The organism is Pseudomonas sp. NFPP12 (assembly GCF_900103205.1).
Taxonomy (GTDB): Bacteria; Pseudomonadota; Gammaproteobacteria; order Pseudomonadales; family Pseudomonadaceae; genus Aquipseudomonas; species Aquipseudomonas protegens.
The window spans coordinates 1,072,337-1,091,435 of sequence record NZ_FMWW01000001.1 but is presented as its reverse complement, the minus strand read 5'-3'; the positions used below and the strand labels follow the sequence as shown (position 1 = coordinate 1,091,435).

At 67.4% G+C, this 19,099-nt stretch carries 14 protein-coding genes; 3 read left to right on the top strand and 11 right to left on the bottom strand.

What is annotated here, in order from left to right; all coding sequences use genetic code 11:
- Positions 1-921 (top strand): carbon-nitrogen hydrolase family protein, encoded by a 921-nt coding sequence (locus BLS75_RS04635; protein ID WP_011061198.1) that lies wholly within the window; start codon positions 1-3, stop codon positions 919-921.
- Here BLS75_RS04635 and BLS75_RS04630 read toward each other — a convergent pair.
- Complete coding sequence (locus tag BLS75_RS04630; RefSeq protein ID WP_072450435.1) at positions 914-1,465, bottom strand: GNAT family N-acetyltransferase; 552 nt, start codon at positions 1,463-1,465, stop codon at positions 914-916. The two genes, BLS75_RS04635 and BLS75_RS04630, sit on opposite strands and share 8 nt — an antisense overlap.
- Positions 1,466-1,609: 144 nt before the next feature.
- Between BLS75_RS04630 and BLS75_RS04625 the strand changes: the two genes are divergently transcribed.
- Positions 1,610-2,506 carry a LysR family transcriptional regulator gene (locus tag BLS75_RS04625; RefSeq protein WP_011061200.1) on the top strand — a complete coding sequence of 299 codons (897 nt, stop codon included), beginning with the start codon at positions 1,610-1,612 and terminating at the stop codon, positions 2,504-2,506.
- Positions 2,507-2,515: 9 nt separating this feature from the next.
- Here BLS75_RS04625 and BLS75_RS04620 read toward each other — a convergent pair whose 3' ends face one another.
- From BLS75_RS04620 to BLS75_RS04605, 4 genes are all read right to left on the bottom strand, one after another.
- Positions 2,516-3,946 carry an aldehyde dehydrogenase family protein gene (locus BLS75_RS04620; RefSeq protein ID WP_072450433.1) on the bottom strand — a complete coding sequence of 477 codons (1,431 nt, stop codon included), beginning with the start codon at positions 3,944-3,946 and terminating at the stop codon, positions 2,516-2,518.
- Positions 3,943-5,139 carry an iron-containing alcohol dehydrogenase gene (locus tag BLS75_RS04615; RefSeq protein WP_072450431.1) on the bottom strand — a complete coding sequence of 399 codons (1,197 nt, stop codon included), beginning with the start codon at positions 5,137-5,139 and terminating at the stop codon, positions 3,943-3,945. Before BLS75_RS04615 ends, BLS75_RS04620 begins: the two co-directional genes overlap by 4 nt.
- Positions 5,140-5,238: 99 nt before the next feature.
- Positions 5,239-6,720: an APC family permease gene (locus BLS75_RS04610; RefSeq protein ID WP_072450429.1), complete on the bottom strand. Its 1,482-nt coding sequence runs from the start codon at positions 6,718-6,720 to the stop codon at positions 5,239-5,241.
- A gap of 292 nt (positions 6,721-7,012) precedes the next feature.
- Complete coding sequence (locus BLS75_RS04605; RefSeq protein ID WP_072441906.1) at positions 7,013-7,921, bottom strand: LysR family transcriptional regulator; 909 nt, start codon at positions 7,919-7,921, stop codon at positions 7,013-7,015.
- A 128-nt stretch (positions 7,922-8,049) separates the two neighbouring features.
- Here BLS75_RS04605 and BLS75_RS04600 point away from each other — a divergent pair, with 128 nt between their 5' ends.
- Positions 8,050-9,588: an MFS transporter gene (locus BLS75_RS04600; RefSeq protein ID WP_011061205.1), complete on the top strand. Its 1,539-nt coding sequence runs from the start codon at positions 8,050-8,052 to the stop codon at positions 9,586-9,588.
- On the opposite strand, the gene BLS75_RS04595 is transcribed toward BLS75_RS04600, so the two are convergent.
- The 6 genes from BLS75_RS04595 to BLS75_RS04570 all read right to left on the bottom strand — a co-directional run bounded on the left by BLS75_RS04595 (position 9,589) and on the right by BLS75_RS04570 (position 19,087).
- Positions 9,589-10,842 carry a ferredoxin reductase family protein gene (locus BLS75_RS04595; protein WP_011061206.1) on the bottom strand — a complete coding sequence of 418 codons (1,254 nt, stop codon included), beginning with the start codon at positions 10,840-10,842 and terminating at the stop codon, positions 9,589-9,591.
- 377 nt (positions 10,843-11,219) lie between these two features.
- Positions 11,220-12,302, bottom strand: a complete 1,083-nt coding sequence (locus tag BLS75_RS04590; protein WP_072450428.1) for an LLM class flavin-dependent oxidoreductase — start codon at positions 12,300-12,302, stop codon at positions 11,220-11,222.
- A gap of 36 nt (positions 12,303-12,338) precedes the next feature.
- The gene (locus BLS75_RS04585; protein ID WP_072450426.1) at positions 12,339-14,918 is read right to left on the bottom strand and encodes a TonB-dependent receptor plug domain-containing protein; all 2,580 of its coding nucleotides are present in this window, start codon (positions 14,916-14,918) and stop codon (positions 12,339-12,341) included.
- A 133-nt stretch (positions 14,919-15,051) separates the two neighbouring features.
- Positions 15,052-16,635, bottom strand: a complete 1,584-nt coding sequence (locus BLS75_RS04580) for an ABC transporter substrate-binding protein (protein ID WP_072450425.1) — start codon at positions 16,633-16,635, stop codon at positions 15,052-15,054.
- Between the two features lie 4 nt (positions 16,636-16,639).
- Positions 16,640-17,848 (bottom strand): LLM class flavin-dependent oxidoreductase, encoded by a 1,209-nt coding sequence (locus BLS75_RS04575; protein ID WP_011061211.1) that lies wholly within the window; start codon positions 17,846-17,848, stop codon positions 16,640-16,642.
- A 15-nt stretch (positions 17,849-17,863) separates the two neighbouring features.
- Entirely contained in the window at positions 17,864-19,087 is a 1,224-nt protein-coding gene (locus BLS75_RS04570; protein WP_011061212.1) for a lipase family protein, read from the bottom strand.
- Positions 19,088-19,099: the final 12 nt, after the last annotated feature.

Genomic DNA, 19,099 nt, shown 5'->3' with positions numbered 1-19,099 from the left:
ATGCCCAAGTCCGTTGTCGCTGCCCTGCAGATCGGGGCCTTGCCTGAAGGCAAGGCCGCCACCCTGGAACAGATCCTCTCGTACGAGGCCGCCATCATCGAAGCCGGAGCGCAGTTGGTGGTGATGCCCGAAGCGCTGCTGGGGGGCTACCCCAAGGGCGAAGGCTTCGGCACCCAGCTGGGCTATCGCCTGCCGGAGGGCCGCGAGGCCTTTGCCCGCTACTTCGCCAATGCCATCGAGGTCCCCGGGGTGGAAACCGATGCCCTGGCCGCGCTGTCCGCCCGTACCGGAGCCAACCTGGTGCTGGGTGTCATCGAGCGCAGTGGCAGCACCCTGTACTGCACGGCGCTGTATTTCGACCCGCAGCAGGGGCTTTCGGGCAAGCATCGCAAACTGATGCCCACCGGGACCGAACGCTTGATCTGGGGCAAGGGCGACGGCTCGACCCTGCCGGTGCTGGACACCCAGGTCGGCCGGGTGGGCGCGGTGATCTGCTGGGAAAACATGATGCCGCTGCTGCGTACCGCGATGTACGCCCAGGGCATCGAAGTCTGGTGTGCGCCTACGGTGGACGAGCGGGAAATGTGGCAGGTGAGCATGCGCCATATCGCTCACGAGGGGCGCTGCTTCGTGGTCAGCGCCTGTCAGGTGCAGGCCTCGCCCGAAGAGCTGGGGCTGGAGATTGCCAACTGGCCGGCCCAACGGCCGTTGATTGCCGGCGGCAGCGTGATCGTCGGGCCCATGGGGGACGTACTGGCCGGCCCCCTGGTGGGCCGGGCCGGGCTGATCAGCGCGCAGATCGATACCGCCGACCTGGTGCGGGCGCGCTATGACTACGACGTGGTCGGCCACTACGCTCGCCCGGATGTGTTCGAACTGACGGTGGACCAGCGCCCCCGTCCCGGGGTGCGCTTTACCTGAGCCGGCGCCATTGCTCGCGGGTGATTTCCCAGATGTCCACGGGGAATTGGCCACTGACGAACTCACCGTCCTCGGAGCGGATCAGGCGCATGCCCGCGCGTTCGGAAATCCGCCGCGAGCCCTGGTTCGGCGCGGCCTTGGGCACCCGCATCAAGGGCCGTTGCAGTACTTCGAACCAATAGTGGTCCACCACCTTGCAGGCCTCGCTCATGTAGCCCTGGCCCTGCCACGGCGGGGCCAGCCAGAAGCCGCGGTTGTTGTCGGTTTCGTCCATCAGGCTGATGCTGCCGATCATCTGCCCGGGGTTGCTGCGCAGGCGCAGCGTCCAGTGCCATTCCGTGCCCCGGGCCATCGCCGGCAGCGCCATGTCCCGCAGGAAGCTCAGGGCGCCGTCGGCCGGGTAGGGCCAGGGCACCAGGGCGTTGAGGTAGCGCACCACCTCCCACTGGGGGAATAGCTGCTGGATGGCATCGGCGTCCGCCAGTTCCAGGGGGCGCAGCAGCAAGCGTTCGGTGCACAGCGTGGGCGTGGGGTGTGAGTCCATTGGCAAGCGATCCAAGGTGGCAAGAAGGCGTTGCATAGTCCCTGCAATGTCATCGATCACGCAAGCCGCGATGGATTTGACGCGGCCCGGGCGCTGCCGTTGAATAGCCCCCTGGTTCAGCCCCGCGACTCCTGGAAACCCCCTGTGCTTAGAAACGTCACCGACATGGACCTGCGCCTGCTGCGGATTTTCTCCGTAGTGGTCAAGTGCGGCGGTTTCACCGCGGCCCAGGCCGAACTGAACATGAGCCAGTCCAATATCAGCATGCACATCTCCAGCCTGGAAAAACGCCTCGGCTATCGGCTATGCGAGCGCGGCAAGGGCGGTTTTCGCCTGACCGAGAAGGGCCAGCGGATCCTGGCGGCGGCCCAGGCGCTGTTCGGCGCGGTGGAGGCGTTCAAGAGCGAGGCCCAGGAATTGTCCGGGCGTTTGGTGGGGGATCTGTACCTGGGGCTGGCGGACAACATCGCCACCTTGCCCGCGGCACGCATCGACGCGGCCATCGCGCGCTTCTATCGCCGCGAGCACGACCTGCACCTGCATGTGTTCATCAATTCGCCCACCGAGCTTGAGCGGGCGGTGATCGACGGCCAGTTGGACCTGGCCATTTCCTATTTCAGCCGCAGCCTGCCGACCCTCGACTATCAGCCGCTGTACGCCGAGGAAATCGCCCTGTTCTGCGGCGCCTCGCACCCGCTGTTTCCTGTCCTGGAGCCAGAGCTTGCGCACATCAAGGCCTGTGACTGGATCAAGCACGGTTTCCTGCCCGCCAGCCAGGTGCTGCCGGTAACGCCCCAGCGCGCCTCGGCCACCGCCTACCACATGGAGGCGGTGGTCCACGGGGTACTGGCGGGCACCCACCTGGGCTACCTGCCCAGCCACTATGCCCAGCCCTGGGTCGCGGCCGGGCAGATGCGCGTGCTGCACCCCGAGACGCTGCGCTACGAGGTGCAGCACAGCATGATCACCCACGCCGGGCATGCCCGTGGCGAAGCGCTGAAGGCCTTTATCGCCGACCTGCTGGCAGAGCATGGCGGCTGACCCCGCGCTTCAGCCCAGGCAGCGGGTCAGGTGCTTGATCGACTGATAGGCAGCCAGCCCCCAGGGGCCCAGTTCCCGCCCGATGCCGCTGCCCTTGGTGCCGCCCCAGGAGGTTTCGACGAACACCGCCTGCAGTGAATTGATCCACACGTGGCCCACGTCCAGGGCGGCGGCGACCCGTTCGGCGCGCGGCAGATCGGCACTGATCACAGTGGCCACCAGGCCGAATGCGCTGTCGTTGGCCAGGGCCAGGGCCTGTGCTTCGTCACTGAAACGGCGCATGCACAGCACCGGGCCGAAGATCTCCTCTTGCCACAACCTGCTGCTGGTGGGCACATCGGTGTACACCGTGGGCGCCACGAACCAGCCCGGCCCGGGCAGGGCATGGCCGCCCACCAGGCATTCCAGGCCCTCGCTCCTGGCCTGTTCCAGGTAGGTGCACACCGTGCGCCACTGGGCCTGGCAACTCAGGGGGCCCATGTCCACTTCCTGCTCCAGGGGGTTGCCGACCCGCAGGGCCAGCAGGGCACTGCGCAACCGCTGCAGCAAAGCATCGGCAATCGACTCGTGGACCAGCAGGCGCGAGGTGGCCGAGCACATCTGCCCGGCGTTCCAGCAAAAGCCGCCGATGATCCAGTGCACCGCCTGGTCCAGGTCGGCGTCGGCGAACACCAGGATCGGCGACTTGCCCCCCAGCTCCAGGGTCAGTGGCCGGCAGAAGGCAGCGGAGCTGGCCATCACTCGCTGGCCGGTGGCAGTGCTGCCGGTGAACGACAGCTTGTCCAGCCCCGGATGCTGGCTGAGGGCTGCGCCGGTTTCTCCGGCGCCGGCCACCAGGTTCAACACGCCCGCCGGCAAGCCCAGGGCGTCGGCGATTTCGCCGTAGACCTGTTCGATCAGAGGCGTCACTTCCGAGGGCTTGAGCACCAACGTGCAGCCCGCGGCCAGGGCCGGGGCCAGCTTCCAGGCACTGGTGACCAGGGGGAAGTTCCAGGGCACGATCAGCCCCACAACGCCCAGGGCCTCGAACCTGCAGTGGGCACTGAAGCCCGGAGCCTGCAAGGGCACCGGTTGATCCTGGCGGGCGTCCAGCTGGGCAGCGAGGCCGGCGTAGTAGTCGAAGGTGGCGATGGCGTCGTCCAGGTCCAGTTCGGCTTCGTGCCGCGGCTTGCCGTTATTGCGCATCTGCAGGGCGATCAGCCCTTCGCGGCGCTGCTGCAGGTGCCGGGCGAAGCCTTGCAGGTACTCGGCACGCCGGGCGCCGCTGAGGCTGCGCCACCCGGGCAGGGCCCGGCGCGCGGCCTGCACCGCCAGGTTCACCTGATGGGCGCTGGCCGCCGGCACCTGGGCCATGATTTGGCCCAGGGACGGGTCATGCACCGGCATCGGCGCGCCGTCGCCATCGACCCAGTGGCCATCGATAAACAAGGCCGGTTTCATGGGCGGGCTCCTGGCAGGACGCCGTGCACGGCGTTGCGGAAGATCTGGCTGTAGTCGGCGGCGCTCAGCGGTCGGGCATTGGTGTCGGAGGACGAGATATCCGCCAGGGCCTGGGTCCCGACCCACTCGGCTTCATGGCTGTCCAGGCCGATATCCGCCAGGCAGTGGGGGATGCCCAGCTCGGAGCGCAGGGCCAGGATCCAGTCCAGGAACCCCTGGAAATCCCCCCGGGGCAAGTCCAGGTAACGGGCCAGGCGCCCGATCTCCTCGGCAATCACCGGCTGGTTGGCCACCAGCACATAGGGCAGGAGGACGGCATTGAGCAGGCCATGGTGACGGTGATAGCGGGCGCCCAGCGGGTGGGCCAGGGCGTGGACGCCCCCCAGGCCCTTCTGGAAGGCCACCGCAGCCATCGCCGAGGCCACCAGCATGCCTTCCCGGGCGTCCAGGTCCTGGCCGTGGCTCACTGCCCGGCGCAGGTGCTGCTGCACCAGGCGCATGCCTTCCACGGCAATCGCGCTGGACATCGGGTGGTACAGGGGCGAGCAGAACGCCTCGATATGGTGGGTCAGGGCATCCATGCCGGTGGCGGCGGTCAGCGCGGGCGGCAGGCCGCGGGTCAGCAGCGGGTCGAGGATCACGCAGGCGGGCAGCAGTTCGGGGTGGCTGATGACCCGCTTGACCTGCTGCTGGCTGTCGGTCAGTACCGCTTCGCGGCCCAGTTCGGAGCCGGTGCCGGCAGTGGTGGGCAGGGCGATCAGGGGCGGCAGGCCCAGGCGTGGAAAGTCACTGAGGCTCGGGTAATGCTCGATCACCTGGGACCACTCGAAACGCTGCAACCCTTGCGGGTCCACGGCGGCCAGGGCGATGCCCTTGGCGGCGTCCATGGCGCTGCCGCCGCCCAGGGCGATCAGCGAGTCGTGGCCGCCGGCCCTGAAGGCTTGGACGCCGCGCTGCACATCGTCCAGGCTCGGGTTGCTGGCCAACTCGGCAAATACCGCAAAGCCCTGGCGGCTTTGCTCCAGGTGCGCGGTCAACAGGCCAAAGGGTTCCAGTTCGAGCATGCCCGGGTCGGTGACCAGCAAGGGCCTGGCCATGCCCAGCAGGGCGCAGCGCTGGGCCAGGCCGTGCAGGGCCTCGGCGCCGCAGAAGATCTCGGTGGGGTAATTCCAGTAATGGATGGACGGGGGCATCGATGGTCTCCAGAAACATCAGGCGTGAAGCGGCCGGCGCAGCAGGCGCCGGGCCAGTAGCGGGGAGGGAATGCGCTGTCGCTGACAGCGCATGAGGATTCAGCCGCGGTCGGATGCGCTGCTGTCGCGGCGCAGGTAGGGCTTGGCCAGGACCATGTAGATCAGGCCCAGCACGGCCAGGGTCGAGAACACCAGCACCACTGCCCAGACCTGGAACCAGGGCGCTCCGGGCGGCGCCAGGGATTCCCGGGGCCAGGCCACGTTGACGCTCTCGAACAGCAGCCAGACAAAGGCCGCGAGGTTCACCGGCAGGCCCCAGCGGCCGAGGTTGAAGACCCCGGCGTCGGGCCGCCAGCGGCCACGCAGGCGATGGACCAGGGCGCAACCGATCACGATCAGGAACACCATGAAGAAGCCCCCGCTGCCGAAGGCGATCAGGGTGCCCACGGCCGTGGCGTTCAGGCCCAGGGCCAGGCCAAAACTGGCGAACAGGGTGCAAAGGAGCATGGCGGCGAAGGGCACCTTGCGCCCATCCACCCGGCGCAGGAACGCCGAGGCGGGCAGGATCGAGTCCCGGGCCATGCCGAATACCGCGCGGCCGATATAGGTCTGCACCGAGACCACGCAGGCAATGAACGCCACCAGCACCACGCCGACGAAGGGCCGCTCGGCCCAGGCGCCAAAGGCATCCACCACCGCCGGGGTGACCGGGTCCACCACCTGGCCGGCCACCAGGCCCGCGGTGTCGGTGAACGACAGGGTCACGGCAAAGGCGGTGAGCATCACCGTCAGCCCCACCAGCAGCATCGAGCGCAGGATGGCCCGCGGCGTGGAGGTACGGGCATCGGCGGTTTCCTCGGACACCTGGGAGCAGGCATCGAAGCCGAGAAAGGCCCAGCCGCCCACTGCCATGGCGGTGACGAAGCCGCTCAGGTAAGTGCCATCGCCGCTGACGCTGTTGCCCAGGCCTTCCAGCAGCAGCGACCAGGAGTGGTTGCGAAAGAACAGCAGCAACAGCACGCCGATGCCGATGGAGGCGATGGCTTCGGCGATGATCCCGGCATTGACGAAGTACTTCAGCGGGTTGATCCCCAACAGGTTGACCCCCAGCCCCAACGCCAGCAGCACGGCGCCGCTGGCCACCTGGGCATTGGCCGAAGGCGGCGTGCCGGTGACGAACAGCCACAGCCAGAACCCGCCCAGGTAGGCCACGGTAGTCAGGGAAGCCAGGGCCGAGGCCAGGTACATGAAGCCGGTGAACCAGGCCCAGCGGTCTCCAGCCAGGCGCTTGACCCATTGATAGCAACCGCCGGCCAGGGGGTACTGCGAGGCGAGTTCGGCATAGACCAGCGCCACCAGCATCTGCAGGGCCAGGCACAGGGGCACGATCCAGACCCAGGACGGGCCGGTGCTCATGGCGCCCAGGGCCATCACCGAATAGATCCCCACCACTGGCGAGACCGTGGCAAAGCCCACGGAGAACGACGACCACAGGGACAGGCCGCGGTGCAGCTCCTGGCGATAGCCCTGGTGGTGCAGCAAGTGTTCATCGGTGCCCGGAGCGGGCTGGAAGTCAGTCATGGCGCACCTCGTTCAAGGGGCGGGCGCCACGATGCAGGCCGACGCAAGGGCGGCGTGATGGGGTAGTTGACATAGCGGTTCCTGGAGTCGGCAGATCAGATTGTTATTGGGATGGCCTTTAGCTGTTGTTTTTGGCGTACCGACATTGCCTGGCCTGCAGCAGCAGGCCAGGACGAGCTTACGGCGGGCAAACATCAAGATGAATACATGGATTGGTAAGCTGGCATCTGAGTTTGCTGATGTATTGCAGGGGCCGGCGACTGCCCGGCCAGCCCCCGGCATCGAGGGGATATCAGCGGGAAGCGTGGTGCTTGCCCAGCTCCAGCCGTTCACCGAGAAAGTCGACGAACACCCGCAGCTTGGGCAGCAGGTGACGGCTGCTGGGCCAGAGGATGGAGAACTTGCCGCGCTCTTGCTGGTAGTCGTCCAGCACCGCGATCAGGCTGCCATCGGCCAGGGCCCCGCAGACCACGAACTCGGGCACGTAGGCGATGCCCAGGCCCTGGGTGGCGGCGTGGATCAGCGATTCCAGGTTGTTGCTGGTCAGGGCACTGCCCAGCACCAGCGGCGGGGCTCCGTCGGGCAGGCGCAGGCTCCATTGCTGCAGCAAGCTGCCGCCGGGGAACTTGTAGCGCAGGCAGGCATGCTGCTCCAGATCCCGGGGCGTGCACGGGGTGCCGCGCCGGGCGAAGTAGCCGGGGGCGCCGACCAGCACGAAGCCGAAGGGCCCCAGGTTCCTGGACTTGAGTTGCGAGTCCGGCAGCTCGCCACTGCGGATCACCGCGTCCACGCCTTCGGCGATCACGTCGATCAGCCGGTCGTTGAAGTCCAGGTCCAGCTCGATGTCCGGGTAGCGCGCGGAAAACTCCGGGAGGATCGGCAGCAGCATCCGATAGCCGATGGCCGGCAGGCTGACCCGCAGCCGGCCCCGGGGCTTGTCGCTGATCCGCGCCAGTTCGGCCTCGGCCTCCTGGACTTCGGCAACGATGCGCTGGCCGCGCTCATAGAACAGCGCGCCTTCATCGGTCAGGCTGATGCGCCGGGTGCTGCGGTTCAGCAGGCGCACGCCAAGGCGCTGCTCCAGGCGCGCCAGGGCCTTGCCCACCGCCGAGGCAGACAGCCCCAGGCGCTCGCCGGCGCCCACCAGGCTGCCGCTCTGGACCACGCTGACAAACACCTGCAAGCCGTTTAGGTTGTCCATCGTTCACCTCGATTGCAGCGTTTTTGTCCGTAAAGAGCGGAAGAATGCCCTGTTTTTCAGTGATTGCGGCATACCTACCATGGATTTTTCGTAGCCCACCCCTGGTTGCCAGGGCTTGAGAGGTCCGTGTGAATCCCGAACTCGAATTACCCCTGGGGCAGGCCGCCCAAAGTCGCCGGCAGTCCGCCCATGGCGTGCTGGCCGCGGTGTGCCTGGCGGCCCTGATGCTGCCCCTGACTTTTGTCGGGGTAGCGGTGGCGACCCCGGCCATCGGCCATGAACTGGGGGGCAGCCCGCTGGCCCTGAGCTGGACCACCAATGCCTTCATGCTGACTTTTGGCAGCGTGCTGATGGCCGCCGGCACCCTGGCCGACGAATTTGGCCGCAAGCGCCTGTTCAGCCTCGGCGTGGCGCTGTTCGGCCTGAGCTCCCTGGCCCTGGTGTTCGTACCGTCGCTGCTGTGGCTGAACCTCTTGCGCGGGGTCCAGGGGCTGGCCGGTGCCGCCGCCCTGGCCGGTGGTTCGGCGGCCCTGGCCCAGGCCTTCGACGGCCCGGCGCGAACCCGTGCCTTCAGCCTGCTGGGCACCACCTTTGGTGTCGGCCTGGCGTTTGGCCCGATCCTCGCCGGGGTCCTGGTGGAACAGGCCGGCTGGCGCGGGATCTTTGTCTCCGGGGCGCTGATCGGCGGCCTGTCCCTGGCCTTTGGCGTGCCGCGCATGCAAGAGTCCCGCGACCCCGACGCCCAGGGCGTGGACTGGCCCGGCACCCTGAGTTTCACCCTGGCCCTGGTGCTGCTGACCTGGGGCATCCTGCAGGCCCCGCAAAACGGCTGGAGCAGCCCTTGGGTTCTGCTGTTGCTGGCGGGGGCGCTGCTGGCACTGTGGCTGTTCATCGTCGTCGAGCGGCGTGCAGCGCGGCCGATGCTGGATCTGTCGCTGTTTCGCTATCCGCGTTTTGTCGGGGTGCAGGTGCTGCCCATCGCCACCTGCTATTGCTACGTGGTGCTGCTGATCCTGTTGCCGATCCGCTTTATCGGCGTCGAAGGCTACAGCGCCATCGATGCCGGGCTGCTGATGCTTGCCCTGTCGGCGCCGATGCTGGTGGTGCCGTTCGCCGCGGGCTGGCTCAGCCGGTGGTGCAGCGCCGGCAACCTGTCGAGCCTGGGCCTGTTGCTGGCTGCCGCCGGGCTGTGGTGGCTGAGCCGGATCGCTGCGGGCCAGGCGCCGGCCGATCGGATCTGGCCGCTGCTGCTGATCGGCCTCGGCAGCGGGCTGCCCTGGGGGCTGATGGACGGCTTGTCGGTGAGCGTGGTGCCCAAGGAGCGCGCGGGCATGGCCAGCGGCATCTTCAGCACCACCCGGGTGGCCGGCGAGGGCATTGCCCTGGCCCTGGTGGTGGCGCTGCTGGCGGGGCTGCTGCAGCACGCCCTGGCGGATCAGGCGCTGCCCGCCGAGACGTTGATGGGGGCTGCCCGGCAACTGGCCGGGGGTGACCTGCCCGGTACTCTGGCGGCCTTGCCGGCGCTGGGCCGGGAGGGGTTGCTGGCCCTGTACGGGCAGGCTTTCAGCCAGTTGTTGCAGGTGCTGACCCTGATGACCCTGCTGGCGGCGCTGGTGGTCTGGGTGACGCTGCGCGAGCCGCGCCAGCCAGGGCCGCCAGCGGCTTGATCAGCGGAACTCGAAGAATTCGTAGTGCAGGTTGCCTTGGGGAATCCGGCACTCGCTCATCAGTTCCCGGACCTGGCCCAGCAAGCCCTTGGGCCCGCAGAAGCTGACCTGGATCTGCTGCGGATCGGTTTCGGCCGCGGTGCGCTTGAGGGTCTGGGCCAGGGGCTCGGTGCCGCCGCAGTTGGCCACGAAGTTCACTCCCCGGGCCTGGGCCATGCCCTGCAGGGTGTCGACACTGGGGAAGGCCCGGGACGGGTTGTAGCAGTACACCAGGGTGGCCTTGTCGAATTGCCCGGCAGCTTCATCCTGCAGCCAGGAAATAAATGGCGAGATGCCCACGCCACCGCCGATCCAGATCTCCCGGGCAGCCGCCTGCGGCCGCTTGAAACGCCCATAGGGCGCGTAGATGTCCGCTCGCATGCCGACCTTGACCTGGCGGCGCAGGCGTTGGGTGTAGTCCCCCAGGGCGCGGATCACGAATTCGATGCGCCCGTCATGGGCCTGGGCGCTGGCGATGGTGAACGGATGGGGTTCGCGCAGGCCTTTTTCCTGCATCGAGAGGAAGGCGAACTGCCCGGCCTTGAAAGGAAAGCCCCGGCCCTGGGGAATCAGCTCCAGGTGCAGGGAGTTCTTCTCCACCCGGACCGCCGTCACCTGGTATTCGCCGGCCTTGGCCACCAGGGGGTAGAGCAGCAGCTTGTACAGGGCGCCGAGCACGCCGAGGACGCAGAGCAGAGCCAGCCAGATACCCGAGGGCGAATCCAGGGTGATGGGCGATTTGAAGCTCAGCCAGTGCAGGATGACGATCAGGAACAGCGGGCCGGAGAGCTTGTGCCACCAGCGCCACTGGCTGTAGGGAATGTTGCGGTTCAGTGCCAGCAGCACGATCAGGCCCAGGGCCACGTAGCTCAGCTGGCGGACCAGGCGCGTCCAGTATTTGGACAGTTCGAGGATCGGCACGCTGTTCCATTCATCCAGGTTGGCCTTGAACACCAGGTGGTAGCTGGCGAATGCCAGGGCCCAGATGCCCAGCCACTTGTGCGCCTCGTAGACCCGGTCAAGGCCGCCGAACAGCCGTTCGACCCAGCCCCAGCGGCTGGCCAGCAGGCAGGACATCGCCATGTAGGCCAGGGCTGCGGTGCCCAGGATCATGCTCAGAGTGGCCGAGGTCAGCCAGGTGGCGGAAGGGATCTCCAGCAGCAGGGTGGCCGTGGTGATCAGCAGGATGCCGACAAGTGTGTGCCAGGTTTTCAAAGTGCATGACTCCGGTGAGGAAATGCCGTCATGGCGCAGCAAAGGGCGCGATGCATAAAGTGGATATGACAGGTTTAAAGCCAAAGGCCGGTTGGGATGTTAACGCTTTGGCGAGTATTCGTGGTGATCTGGGTCATCGGCCTGGCGCCGATAAAGTGTTGAAAATGATCGACTATCACTCGCATTCCGATTCCCCGGCCACCGCTTGCGCAGGCGCTGGCAGGCGGCCAAGGGCCCCTGAACCGGGCAGTGCTCTTGCGGGCGCCTTCGCTGGCAAGCCAGCTCCTACAGGGTTGTGGGAAAGGTCAACGCACTTGTAGAAGCCGGCTTGCCGGCGAAAGGGCCTCCAAGCCGGATGCCAGCCTCGTAAACGCCTTCTACAGGTATTGCTTGCGGCGGGCGGCGGCTTCGCGGACGGCGGGGATGATCCAGCGCCCATAGTCGATGGTGTCGTAATAAGGGTCGTAGCCACGGTTGAGGAAGGTGGTCACGCCCAGGTCGACGTAGTCCAGCAGGGCCTGGGCCACGGTCTCCGGCGTGCCCACCAGGGCCGTGGTGTCGCCGTAGGCGCCAACGGCGCTGGCGGTGGGCATCCACAGGGCGCGGTCATGGCGGTCGCCGCGGGCTGCGGCCGCCAGCAGGCGTTCGGAGCCGGTGCCCTTGAGGCGCTTCTGCCAGGGGCCGCCGGCGGCGAACTGCGGGTTGGCGCGGATCTGCGCCAGGATCTGTTCGGCCCGTTGCCAGGCCAATTCCTCGGTGGCCCCCAGGATCAGCCGCACCGAGAGGCTGACCCGGGGCGCGGCCACCCCCGCGGCGCTGGCCGCGGCCTTGAGTTTACCGATCTGTTCGGCCACCCCCTCCAGGGGCTCGCCCCACAGGGCGTAGAGGTCGGCGTGCTTGACCGCGATCTGGTAGGCGATGTCCGAGGAGCCGCCAAAAGAGATGGGGATGTGCGGCTGCTGCAGCGGCTTGACCGGGGAAAACGCGCCCTTGAGGTTGAAGTAGCGGCCTTCGAAGTCGAAGGGTTCTTCGGCGGTCCAGGTACGGCGCACGATCTCCAGGTACTCGTCGGTGCGTCGATAGCGCTCGGTCTTGTCCAGCAGGGTGTCGCCTTCCTGGGGCTCGGCGGTGATGCCGGTAATGGCATGCAGGCGGATGCGCCCGCCGCCGGTGGTGTGGTCCAGGGTGGCGAAGGCCCGGGCCGCCACGGTGGGGGCGCTGAGGGCCGGGCGGTGGGCAATCATGAAGCCCAGGCGCTCGGTGTGGGCCGCGGCGTAGGCGGCAATCTGCAGGCTGTCGGCGCTGCCCGGGCCGCTGGCGATCAGCACCCGGTCAAAGCCCGCGTGTTCGTGGGCACGCGCGTGCTCGCGGATGAATGCCAGGTCGAAGTCCGGGCTGCGCACGCCGCGGGTTTCGGACCATTGACGGGGGAAGATCATGCCGACGAATTCGATGCTCATGGGGAGTGTCCTGAGGTCGCAGAAGAATGAAAGTGCCTAGAAGCGGTAGTCCACCTGGGCCAGCACGGTGCGTCCGGGCATGGGCTGCAGGAAGGTATTGGTGGAGCCGGCCAGGCCGCTGACGAAGTTCAGTTCGTTGGTCAGGTTGAGCACCCGCAGGGTGGTGCTCCACTGGGGCTGGCGGTAGTACAGGGCCAGGTCGAGGTTGTATTCGTCGGGGACCTTCACCGTCTTGCTCAGGTTCAGGTACCAGCTGCTGGTCCACCAGCCGGAGAGCTCGGCGCCAAAGCCCGAGTCGAAGCGGTAGTCGAGGTAGCCGCTGGCGGTGTACTCGGGGATCTGCACCGCGTCGAAGCGCCCGGAGGGCCGCTGGTTGAGGCTGTTGTTGTCGCCGAACACGGTGCCGTTGTCGGGGATGAACCCGGCGGAGGCGAAGCCGGCCTGGGAGGTGAATTCGTTGTAGGCGCTGAGCCGGGACAGGTTGAGGCCGCTGCGCAGGTGCGGGTCTGGCTGGTAGCGCAGGGTCGCCTCGGTGCCCTTGATGATCAGCCGGGTGATGTTGTTGTTGCTGTCCGGGGACTGGTCCCGGGCCTGCTTGAAGGTGGCCAGGGTCATGAACAGCTGGTCGGGGATGGCTTCGACCTTCAGCCCCAGTTCATGCAGCACGCTCAGGCTCTGGAACGCCAGGGGGTTGAGCTGGTTGGCGCCACTGCCGCTGCCCCAGCCCAGGCCGTTGGAGAAGAACCCGGTGTTGACCGCCAGGGAGCGGTCGAAGGTGTAGTACAGGGTGCTGTTCTCGGTGGGTTTGACGTAGGGGCTGACCTGGAACGCGAACAGCCGGTAATTGTGGCTGTCGCGCCGGTCGCTGCCACCTGCAAGGACGAAGGGGTTGTCGATCCGGGCGTCGATCCAGCTGCGGCTGGCACCGATGTTCAGGCCCACCCGCTCGCCCAGGCGCAGGTTGTGCTGGCTGAACAGGGTCTTGGTGGTCCAGGTGCTTTCGGCGGTGTAGGGCGCCAGGGATTCGGCGTACAGGCCGTGGCCGGCGGGGTACATGGCCGCCAGGTTGAGCCAGCCGTAGTAGTTGGAGTATTGCGGCACCCCGGGTTGGCCGATCCAGGCGCCGTTGCCGCCGGCCGGGTTGCTGCCGGTGAGCCCCAGCAGGTCGCCGGGGTTCTTGCCCGAAGGGTCCAGGGTCAGGTCGTAGGCGTTGATGGTGGAGCCGAAATGATTGTTGGCGGCGATCGACTGGTTGAACTCGCGGCGGTAGATCAGCCCGCTGTTGCTGTCGTCCCGCAGGGTCAGGTCGCCGATCCGGGTTTCATTGCCCGAGCGTAGCTCGAAGCGGTTGTCCAGCAGGTTGTCCCGGGATTGCACCTGGAACGCCCCGACTGCGTCGGTGAGGTCCCGGGAGCGCTGGTAGAAGGTGCTGTTGGCCAGGGTCACGCTGGGGGACAGGTCGCCCTCGATGCGCAGTTGGGTGGTGAAGCGCCGTGAACTGCTCTGGTCTTCGCCGCGCTGGCCGGCCTGGGGCGACAGGGAGGTCAAGCCGTTGCCCGCCAGGCTCGGGTCGTAGACCCAGCCGCGCAGGGTGCCGTGGCTGGCCTGGGTGTTGGGCGAGGCCGCCTGGAAGCTGCCATCCACCACGCTGTACTGGCCCTGGGCGTTGCGCTGGCGCTGCACCCAGCCCAGGGTCGGGGCATTGGCGGCACCGGAGGCCAGCACCGGCGACCACAGGGTATTGCCGTTCTGGATGATCGGCGTGGCGCGCCCGGCATAGTACTTGCCGCTGTCCACCAGTTGCTGGGTGGCGCGGTTCCAGCCGTGGGTGATGTTGTAGTCGTAGTAGTTGTCGTAGCTGGCGTTCCAGTCCACCCGCAGGTTGTCGTTGCGCCAGGCCAGGGCCCCGTAGAAGGCATCGAAATTGTTGTCGACGTTGTCGTAGTAGTCCTGCTGGCGCTGCTGGGTGATGCTCACCCGGTAGGCCAGTTGGTCGCTCAGGGGGCCGGTGTTGTCGATGCTGAACTTGCGCGAGTCCCGAGACTGGCCGTCCGGCACCCAGGCACCGAGCTCGCCGCTCAGACGGGTCTTGAACCCGCTGAAATCGGGTTTCTTGCTCAGGTAGTTGACGTAGCCGCCGCTGCCGGACACCGAACCGTAGGTCACCGAAGAAGGGCCGGCGACGATGTCCGCGCCCTCGTAGGCGTTGAAGTTGGCCGGATGGCGTACGCCATAGGCGCGCTGGCCGTCCTGGAACACTTCCGAGCCCTGGGCGCGGAACTGCGGGGCGATACCGGCGTTCTGCCCGCCACCGCGGGTGATGCCCGGGGCGTACTTGACCAGGTCGTCGGCGCTGTGGATCGGGTCGTTGGCCAGCTGTTCGGCGTTGACCTGGGTGATCGAGCGCGGGGTGTCCAGGACCTTGGTTTCGGTGCCGCCATACACCGAGGTCGGTGGCCGGGTGGGCAGGGCATCGTCATCGGCCTGGCTGCTGGCCTGGACGGTGACGGTTTGCAACTGGGTATCGGCGGCGAAGAGCGGCGGCGCCAGGGAAGAAAACACCGTTACGGCAAGGGCCGGGCCGAATGCGGGGCGAGCGAAGGCGTTGGAGGGCATGGCACATGAGCCTCATATTGAATCGCATGAATGTTCTGTAGGAGCCGGCTTGCCGGCGAAGAGGCCCTTGAGGCTCGCGGTGCTCTTGCGGGCGCTTTCGCTGGCAAGCCAGCTCCTACGGTCGGGCGGTGGGTCAGGCGCTGTTGTTGAGCCACAACCTTTCGAAACGCCAGGTGCTGAACAGCGACTGTTCTTCCCGGGCGCCGCCCACGCGGGTGGAGACGCTGTCCAGCAGATCGGCGTAGCCCCAGATCAGCATGCCGCCCCGTTCGTACTGGATCTGCTGGGCCTGGTGCACCAGGGCCGTGCGTCGTTGCAGGTCGGGTTGGGCCATGGCCGCGAGAAACACCTCGCTGAACTGTGGGTCGTTGAAGTGGGTCTTGTTGGACACGGCAAAGGGCGCGTCGGTGTGGATCGCGCTGGCCAGGAACGGCGCGCCGATGCTGCCGCCGGTGCTCAGGGTCCAGTCGTTGCGTTGCGGGCCCTGGAAGGTCGCCAGGTCCACCTGGCGGACTTTGAGGGTCACGCCAATGCGCTTGGCCTGTTCGGCCAGCACCAGGGCCGAGGTCAGGGCCGGCCCCGGGGTGGTCACCAGTTCCAGCTCGAGGTTTTCCTGGCCGGCCTCCTTGAGCAGTTGCGCCGCACGCTGCGGGTCGTGGGGGCGGGGCCCCAGGCTGTGGTTGAAGGTCGGGTCGCTGGGGGCATAGAGGTCGTTGGCCACCCGGCCCTGGCCGTTCAGGGCGCGGCGCACCAGTTCCTCGCGGTCCGCCAGCAGGCGGAAAGCCTGGCGCACCCTGGGGTCGTTGAACGGCGGCTTGTCCAGGTTCATGTCGAAGGACAGCCAGTTGCCGGTCACCGATTTCAGCAGCCGCACCCGCGGGTCGCGCTGCAGGACTTGCAACTGTTCGGTGGGCATCACGTTGGCCATGTCGATCTGCCCGGAACGCAGGGCCGCCAGGCGCGCCACCTGATCCTTGAAGTCGATGATCTCCAGTTCGTCGGCGTAGGGCTGGCCGTCCTTGTAGTAGTTGTCGAAGCGGGTGAACAGCGAGCGCTGGCCGGGGGTGAAGCTTTTCAGCTTGTAGGGGCCGGCGCCCACCGGATTGGTCACCGGGTGGTAGTCAACCGGGACGATGCCGCCGAAGTTGACCCAGGTTTCCGCCAGGGGCATGTAGCTGCGGCCCTCGCGAAAGCTCAGGCGTACGGTGCGCTCGTCGAGCCGCACCAGGTTGTCGCGATCGACCCAGTGCAGCAGCGCCGCGTAGGGCGAGGCCAGCTGCGGGTCGGTGAGGCGGCGGATGGAGAAGATCAGGTCATCGGCGTCGATGCTTTTGCCGTGGTGGAATTCCAGGCCCTGGCGCAGGCGCAGGGTCCAGCCGCTGGCATCGGCATTGGGTTCGGCGAACTCCGCCAGGGCCAGGCGAGGTTGCATCTGCTCGTCCCATTCCCAGAGTTTGCTGTACAGCGCGAAGCCTCGGACGATGCCGCTGCCGATGGGTTTGTGGGCGTCCAGGTTGCCGCTCTGGTTGCCGTCGAGAATCCCCAGGCGCAGGCGCCCGCCGTAGCGCGGCTGGTCGCTGGCGACCGTGCCCGGGGTGCTGGAATTGTCCGCGTCGCAGCCGGCCAGCAGGCTGCTGCCCAGCAGCAGGCCGCCGCCGAACAGTGCGCTGTGGCCGAGAAAACGACGGCGGCTCAAGCCCGAGTAGTCCTGGCTCATGGCGTCAGGCTCCTGCCGGGCCGTTGGCGCTGCGCAGCTCCAGCGGCGCTTGCGGCTGACGGCTCAGGGCCGCGCGCTCGCCGCGAAAGTGCGGCAGGATGTGCTCGCCCAGGCGGTAGGCTTCCTCCAGGTGCGGGTAGCCGGCGAGGAAGAACAGGTCGATACCGATGGCGTGGTACTCGCGGATCCGCGCCACCACGTTTTCGTAGCTGCCCACCAGGGCGCAGCCCGGCGGTATGCCGATGTAGCCGAAGCCGGTCCAGACATTGGGGTGGATGAAGAAATCCTCGAAGCCCTGGGTCTCGTTCTTCTGTGCGAAGCCGTTCTCGTAGCTGAGCTTGCGCGCGGTGCGCAGCCCGGCATGGGCGGCCACGGCCTTGACCGCGCCCTTGGCGATGCCCTCGTCGAAGAAGCGCTTGGCCTCGGTGCGCGCCAGTTCCTCGGTTTCCCGGGTGATGACGTCGATCGACAGGCCGAAGCGGATATCGCTGCGGCCGTACTGCAAGGCGCGCTCACGAATATCGGCGATCAACGCGGCGATCTCGTCCGGGTGCTCGGCGCGCATCAGGTAGAAGTCGGCATGCTTGGCGGCGAATTCCCGAGCGGCGATGGACGATCCCGCGGTGCAGATCAGCGGCAGCTCGGCCTTCTTCAAGGGGCCGCGCAGGCCGCCGCCTTCGGCGCGGTAGAACTGGCCCTGGTAGTGGAAGTTCTCGTTGTGCCAGTAGCCCTTGACCACGTCCATGAACTCGGTGGCACGGGCATAGCGCTCATCGTGGTCGCTGAAATCGCCGACCTGGCGCTGAATGGCATCCGAGCCGCCGTTGATGATGTTCCACACCAGGCGGTTGCCGGTGGCGCGCTGGTAGGTGGCGGCCTGCTGCACCGCAACCCAGGGCGTGTAGTGATAGGGCTGGAAGGCGGTGACGAACTTCAGGGTGCGGGTTTCCCGGGCCAGCAGCGAGCACACGGTCCAGGGCTCTTCGCCGGAGGGCGCGTTGACCATCAGCGCGCCGCCGAAGCCGTTGATTTCCGCGGCCCGGGCGATCTGCCCCAGGTAGTCGATGTAGGTGAAGTGGTCGCCGACGCTGAAGCCTGAGACGGCACCGGTGCTGGGCCCGCCCCGGTGCCAGTCGCCGCGGTTGCGCGGGTCGCCGGGGAGGAACTGGGTTTCGCCGTGCAGGGGCAGGCGGGTGAAGAATTCGATGCTCATGGCTGGGCCTCCTGGCTATTGCACGCTGGGGTTGCAGACGGGGGTAATGGCTTGGCCGTTGATCACCTTGTGGGCGAACGGCACCGAGTCCTTGAGGGAGGCATTGACCGTTTCACTGTGGCCCAGGCCCTTGTACAAGTGGCCCTCGACCACCGAGCCGGCCTTGCAGGCGTCCTGCATCAGGGCCACCTGGGTGGCGGCGGCCGGGGTCTTGTCCTCGGCGCCGGTGCCGATGAACACCGGCTGGGCGGTTTTCAGGGTCGGGTAGGACACTTGTTTCTGCCAGGCCGCCAGTTGGCTGCCCTGATAGTCCTTCTTGGCGTTGGCCGGGGTCAGGCCGACCCCCACCACGTCGCTGACCAGGGACGCCAGGCAACTGGTACGGGCCTGTTCGAACAGCGGCAGGGCCTTGTCGGTGTAGAAGTCCCGGGGGTTGATGCTGGGGTCGTACTGCTGGGCGGCCAGCAAGGTGTAGAAACCGTAGGCCAGGGAGGCATCGACCTTGTTCGGGTCCTGCTCGCCGACATTCTTCGCGCCGATGGTGTAGATCACCCCGGTGCCGATGCTGCCCTTGACCCCCAGGTCTGGCGCGTAGGTGGAAGCGTAGGCGGCCGAGGCGAAGGCGCCGGCGCCGCCCTGGGACTGGCCGACGATCAGTACCTTGTTGGCCAGCCCGGGCACCCCGGCGACCACGGCTTTGGCGGCGTCGAGAATGCCGTAGGCGGCCATGCGGTTGTTCAGCAGCGGATGGCCGCCGGGCACGCCCAGGCCCTGGTAGTCGGTGGCGACAATGGCAAAGCCTTCGTCCAGCCAGCGGCTCAGGTACTGCACGTCACGGTAGGAACGGCCCTGCCAGGACGGCGCGCAGACATCCGCCACGCCCACCGTGCCATGGCCCCAGGAGGCCACCGGCCAGCCGCCGGCCGGGGCCTTGCCCTTGGGCAGGAACAAGGTGCCGGAGACCACCACCGGGGTCTTGCCGTCGATGCCGTCGGTGGAGCTATAGAGAATCCGTTGCGCGCTGGCGGCGTTGGGCAGGCTCAGGGTCGCTTCCAGGGGTTCGCTGCGCAGCAGCTTGCCCGGGGTCGGGGGGATCGCGTCCTGCCAGGTGTAGAAGGCCGAGACCCGGCCGTCGCCCTGCAACGGGTCGGGCTTGGGCGCGTAGGTCGGGCCGGCCAGGGCCGACAGGGAGAGCGCCAGGAGGCTCAGGCCAAAGGTGAATTTTGCGGACAGTTTCATCAAGAAGACTCG

Bases quoted from the DNA above. Each gene is read 5' to 3' on its own strand.
- BLS75_RS04575 (WP_011061211.1), bottom strand. From the start codon at position 17,848: ATGAGCATCGAATTCTTCACCCGCCTGCCCCTGCACGGCGAAACCCAG.
- BLS75_RS04620 (WP_072450433.1), bottom strand. From the start codon at position 3,946: ATGAAACCGGCCTTGTTTATCGATGGCCACTGGGTCGATGGCGACGGC.
- BLS75_RS04585 (WP_072450426.1), bottom strand. From the start codon at position 14,918: ATGCCCTCCAACGCCTTCGCTCGCCCCGCATTCGGCCCGGCCCTTGCC.
- BLS75_RS04580 (WP_072450425.1), bottom strand. From the start codon at position 16,635: ATGAGCCAGGACTACTCGGGCTTGAGCCGCCGTCGTTTTCTCGGCCAC.
- BLS75_RS04635 (WP_011061198.1), top strand. From the start codon at position 1: ATGCCCAAGTCCGTTGTCGCTGCCCTGCAGATCGGGGCCTTGCCTGAA.
- BLS75_RS04605 (WP_072441906.1), bottom strand. From the start codon at position 7,921: ATGGACAACCTAAACGGCTTGCAGGTGTTTGTCAGCGTGGTCCAGAGC.
- BLS75_RS04570 (WP_011061212.1), bottom strand. From the start codon at position 19,087: ATGAAACTGTCCGCAAAATTCACCTTTGGCCTGAGCCTCCTGGCGCTC.
- BLS75_RS04615 (WP_072450431.1), bottom strand. From the start codon at position 5,139: ATGCCCCCGTCCATCCATTACTGGAATTACCCCACCGAGATCTTCTGC.
- BLS75_RS04630 (WP_072450435.1), bottom strand. From the start codon at position 1,465: ATGGACTCACACCCCACGCCCACGCTGTGCACCGAACGCTTGCTGCTG.
- BLS75_RS04590 (WP_072450428.1), bottom strand. From the start codon at position 12,302: ATGAGCATCGAATTCGTCGGCATGATCTTCCCCCGTCAATGGTCCGAA.
- BLS75_RS04610 (WP_072450429.1), bottom strand. From the start codon at position 6,720: ATGACTGACTTCCAGCCCGCTCCGGGCACCGATGAACACTTGCTGCAC.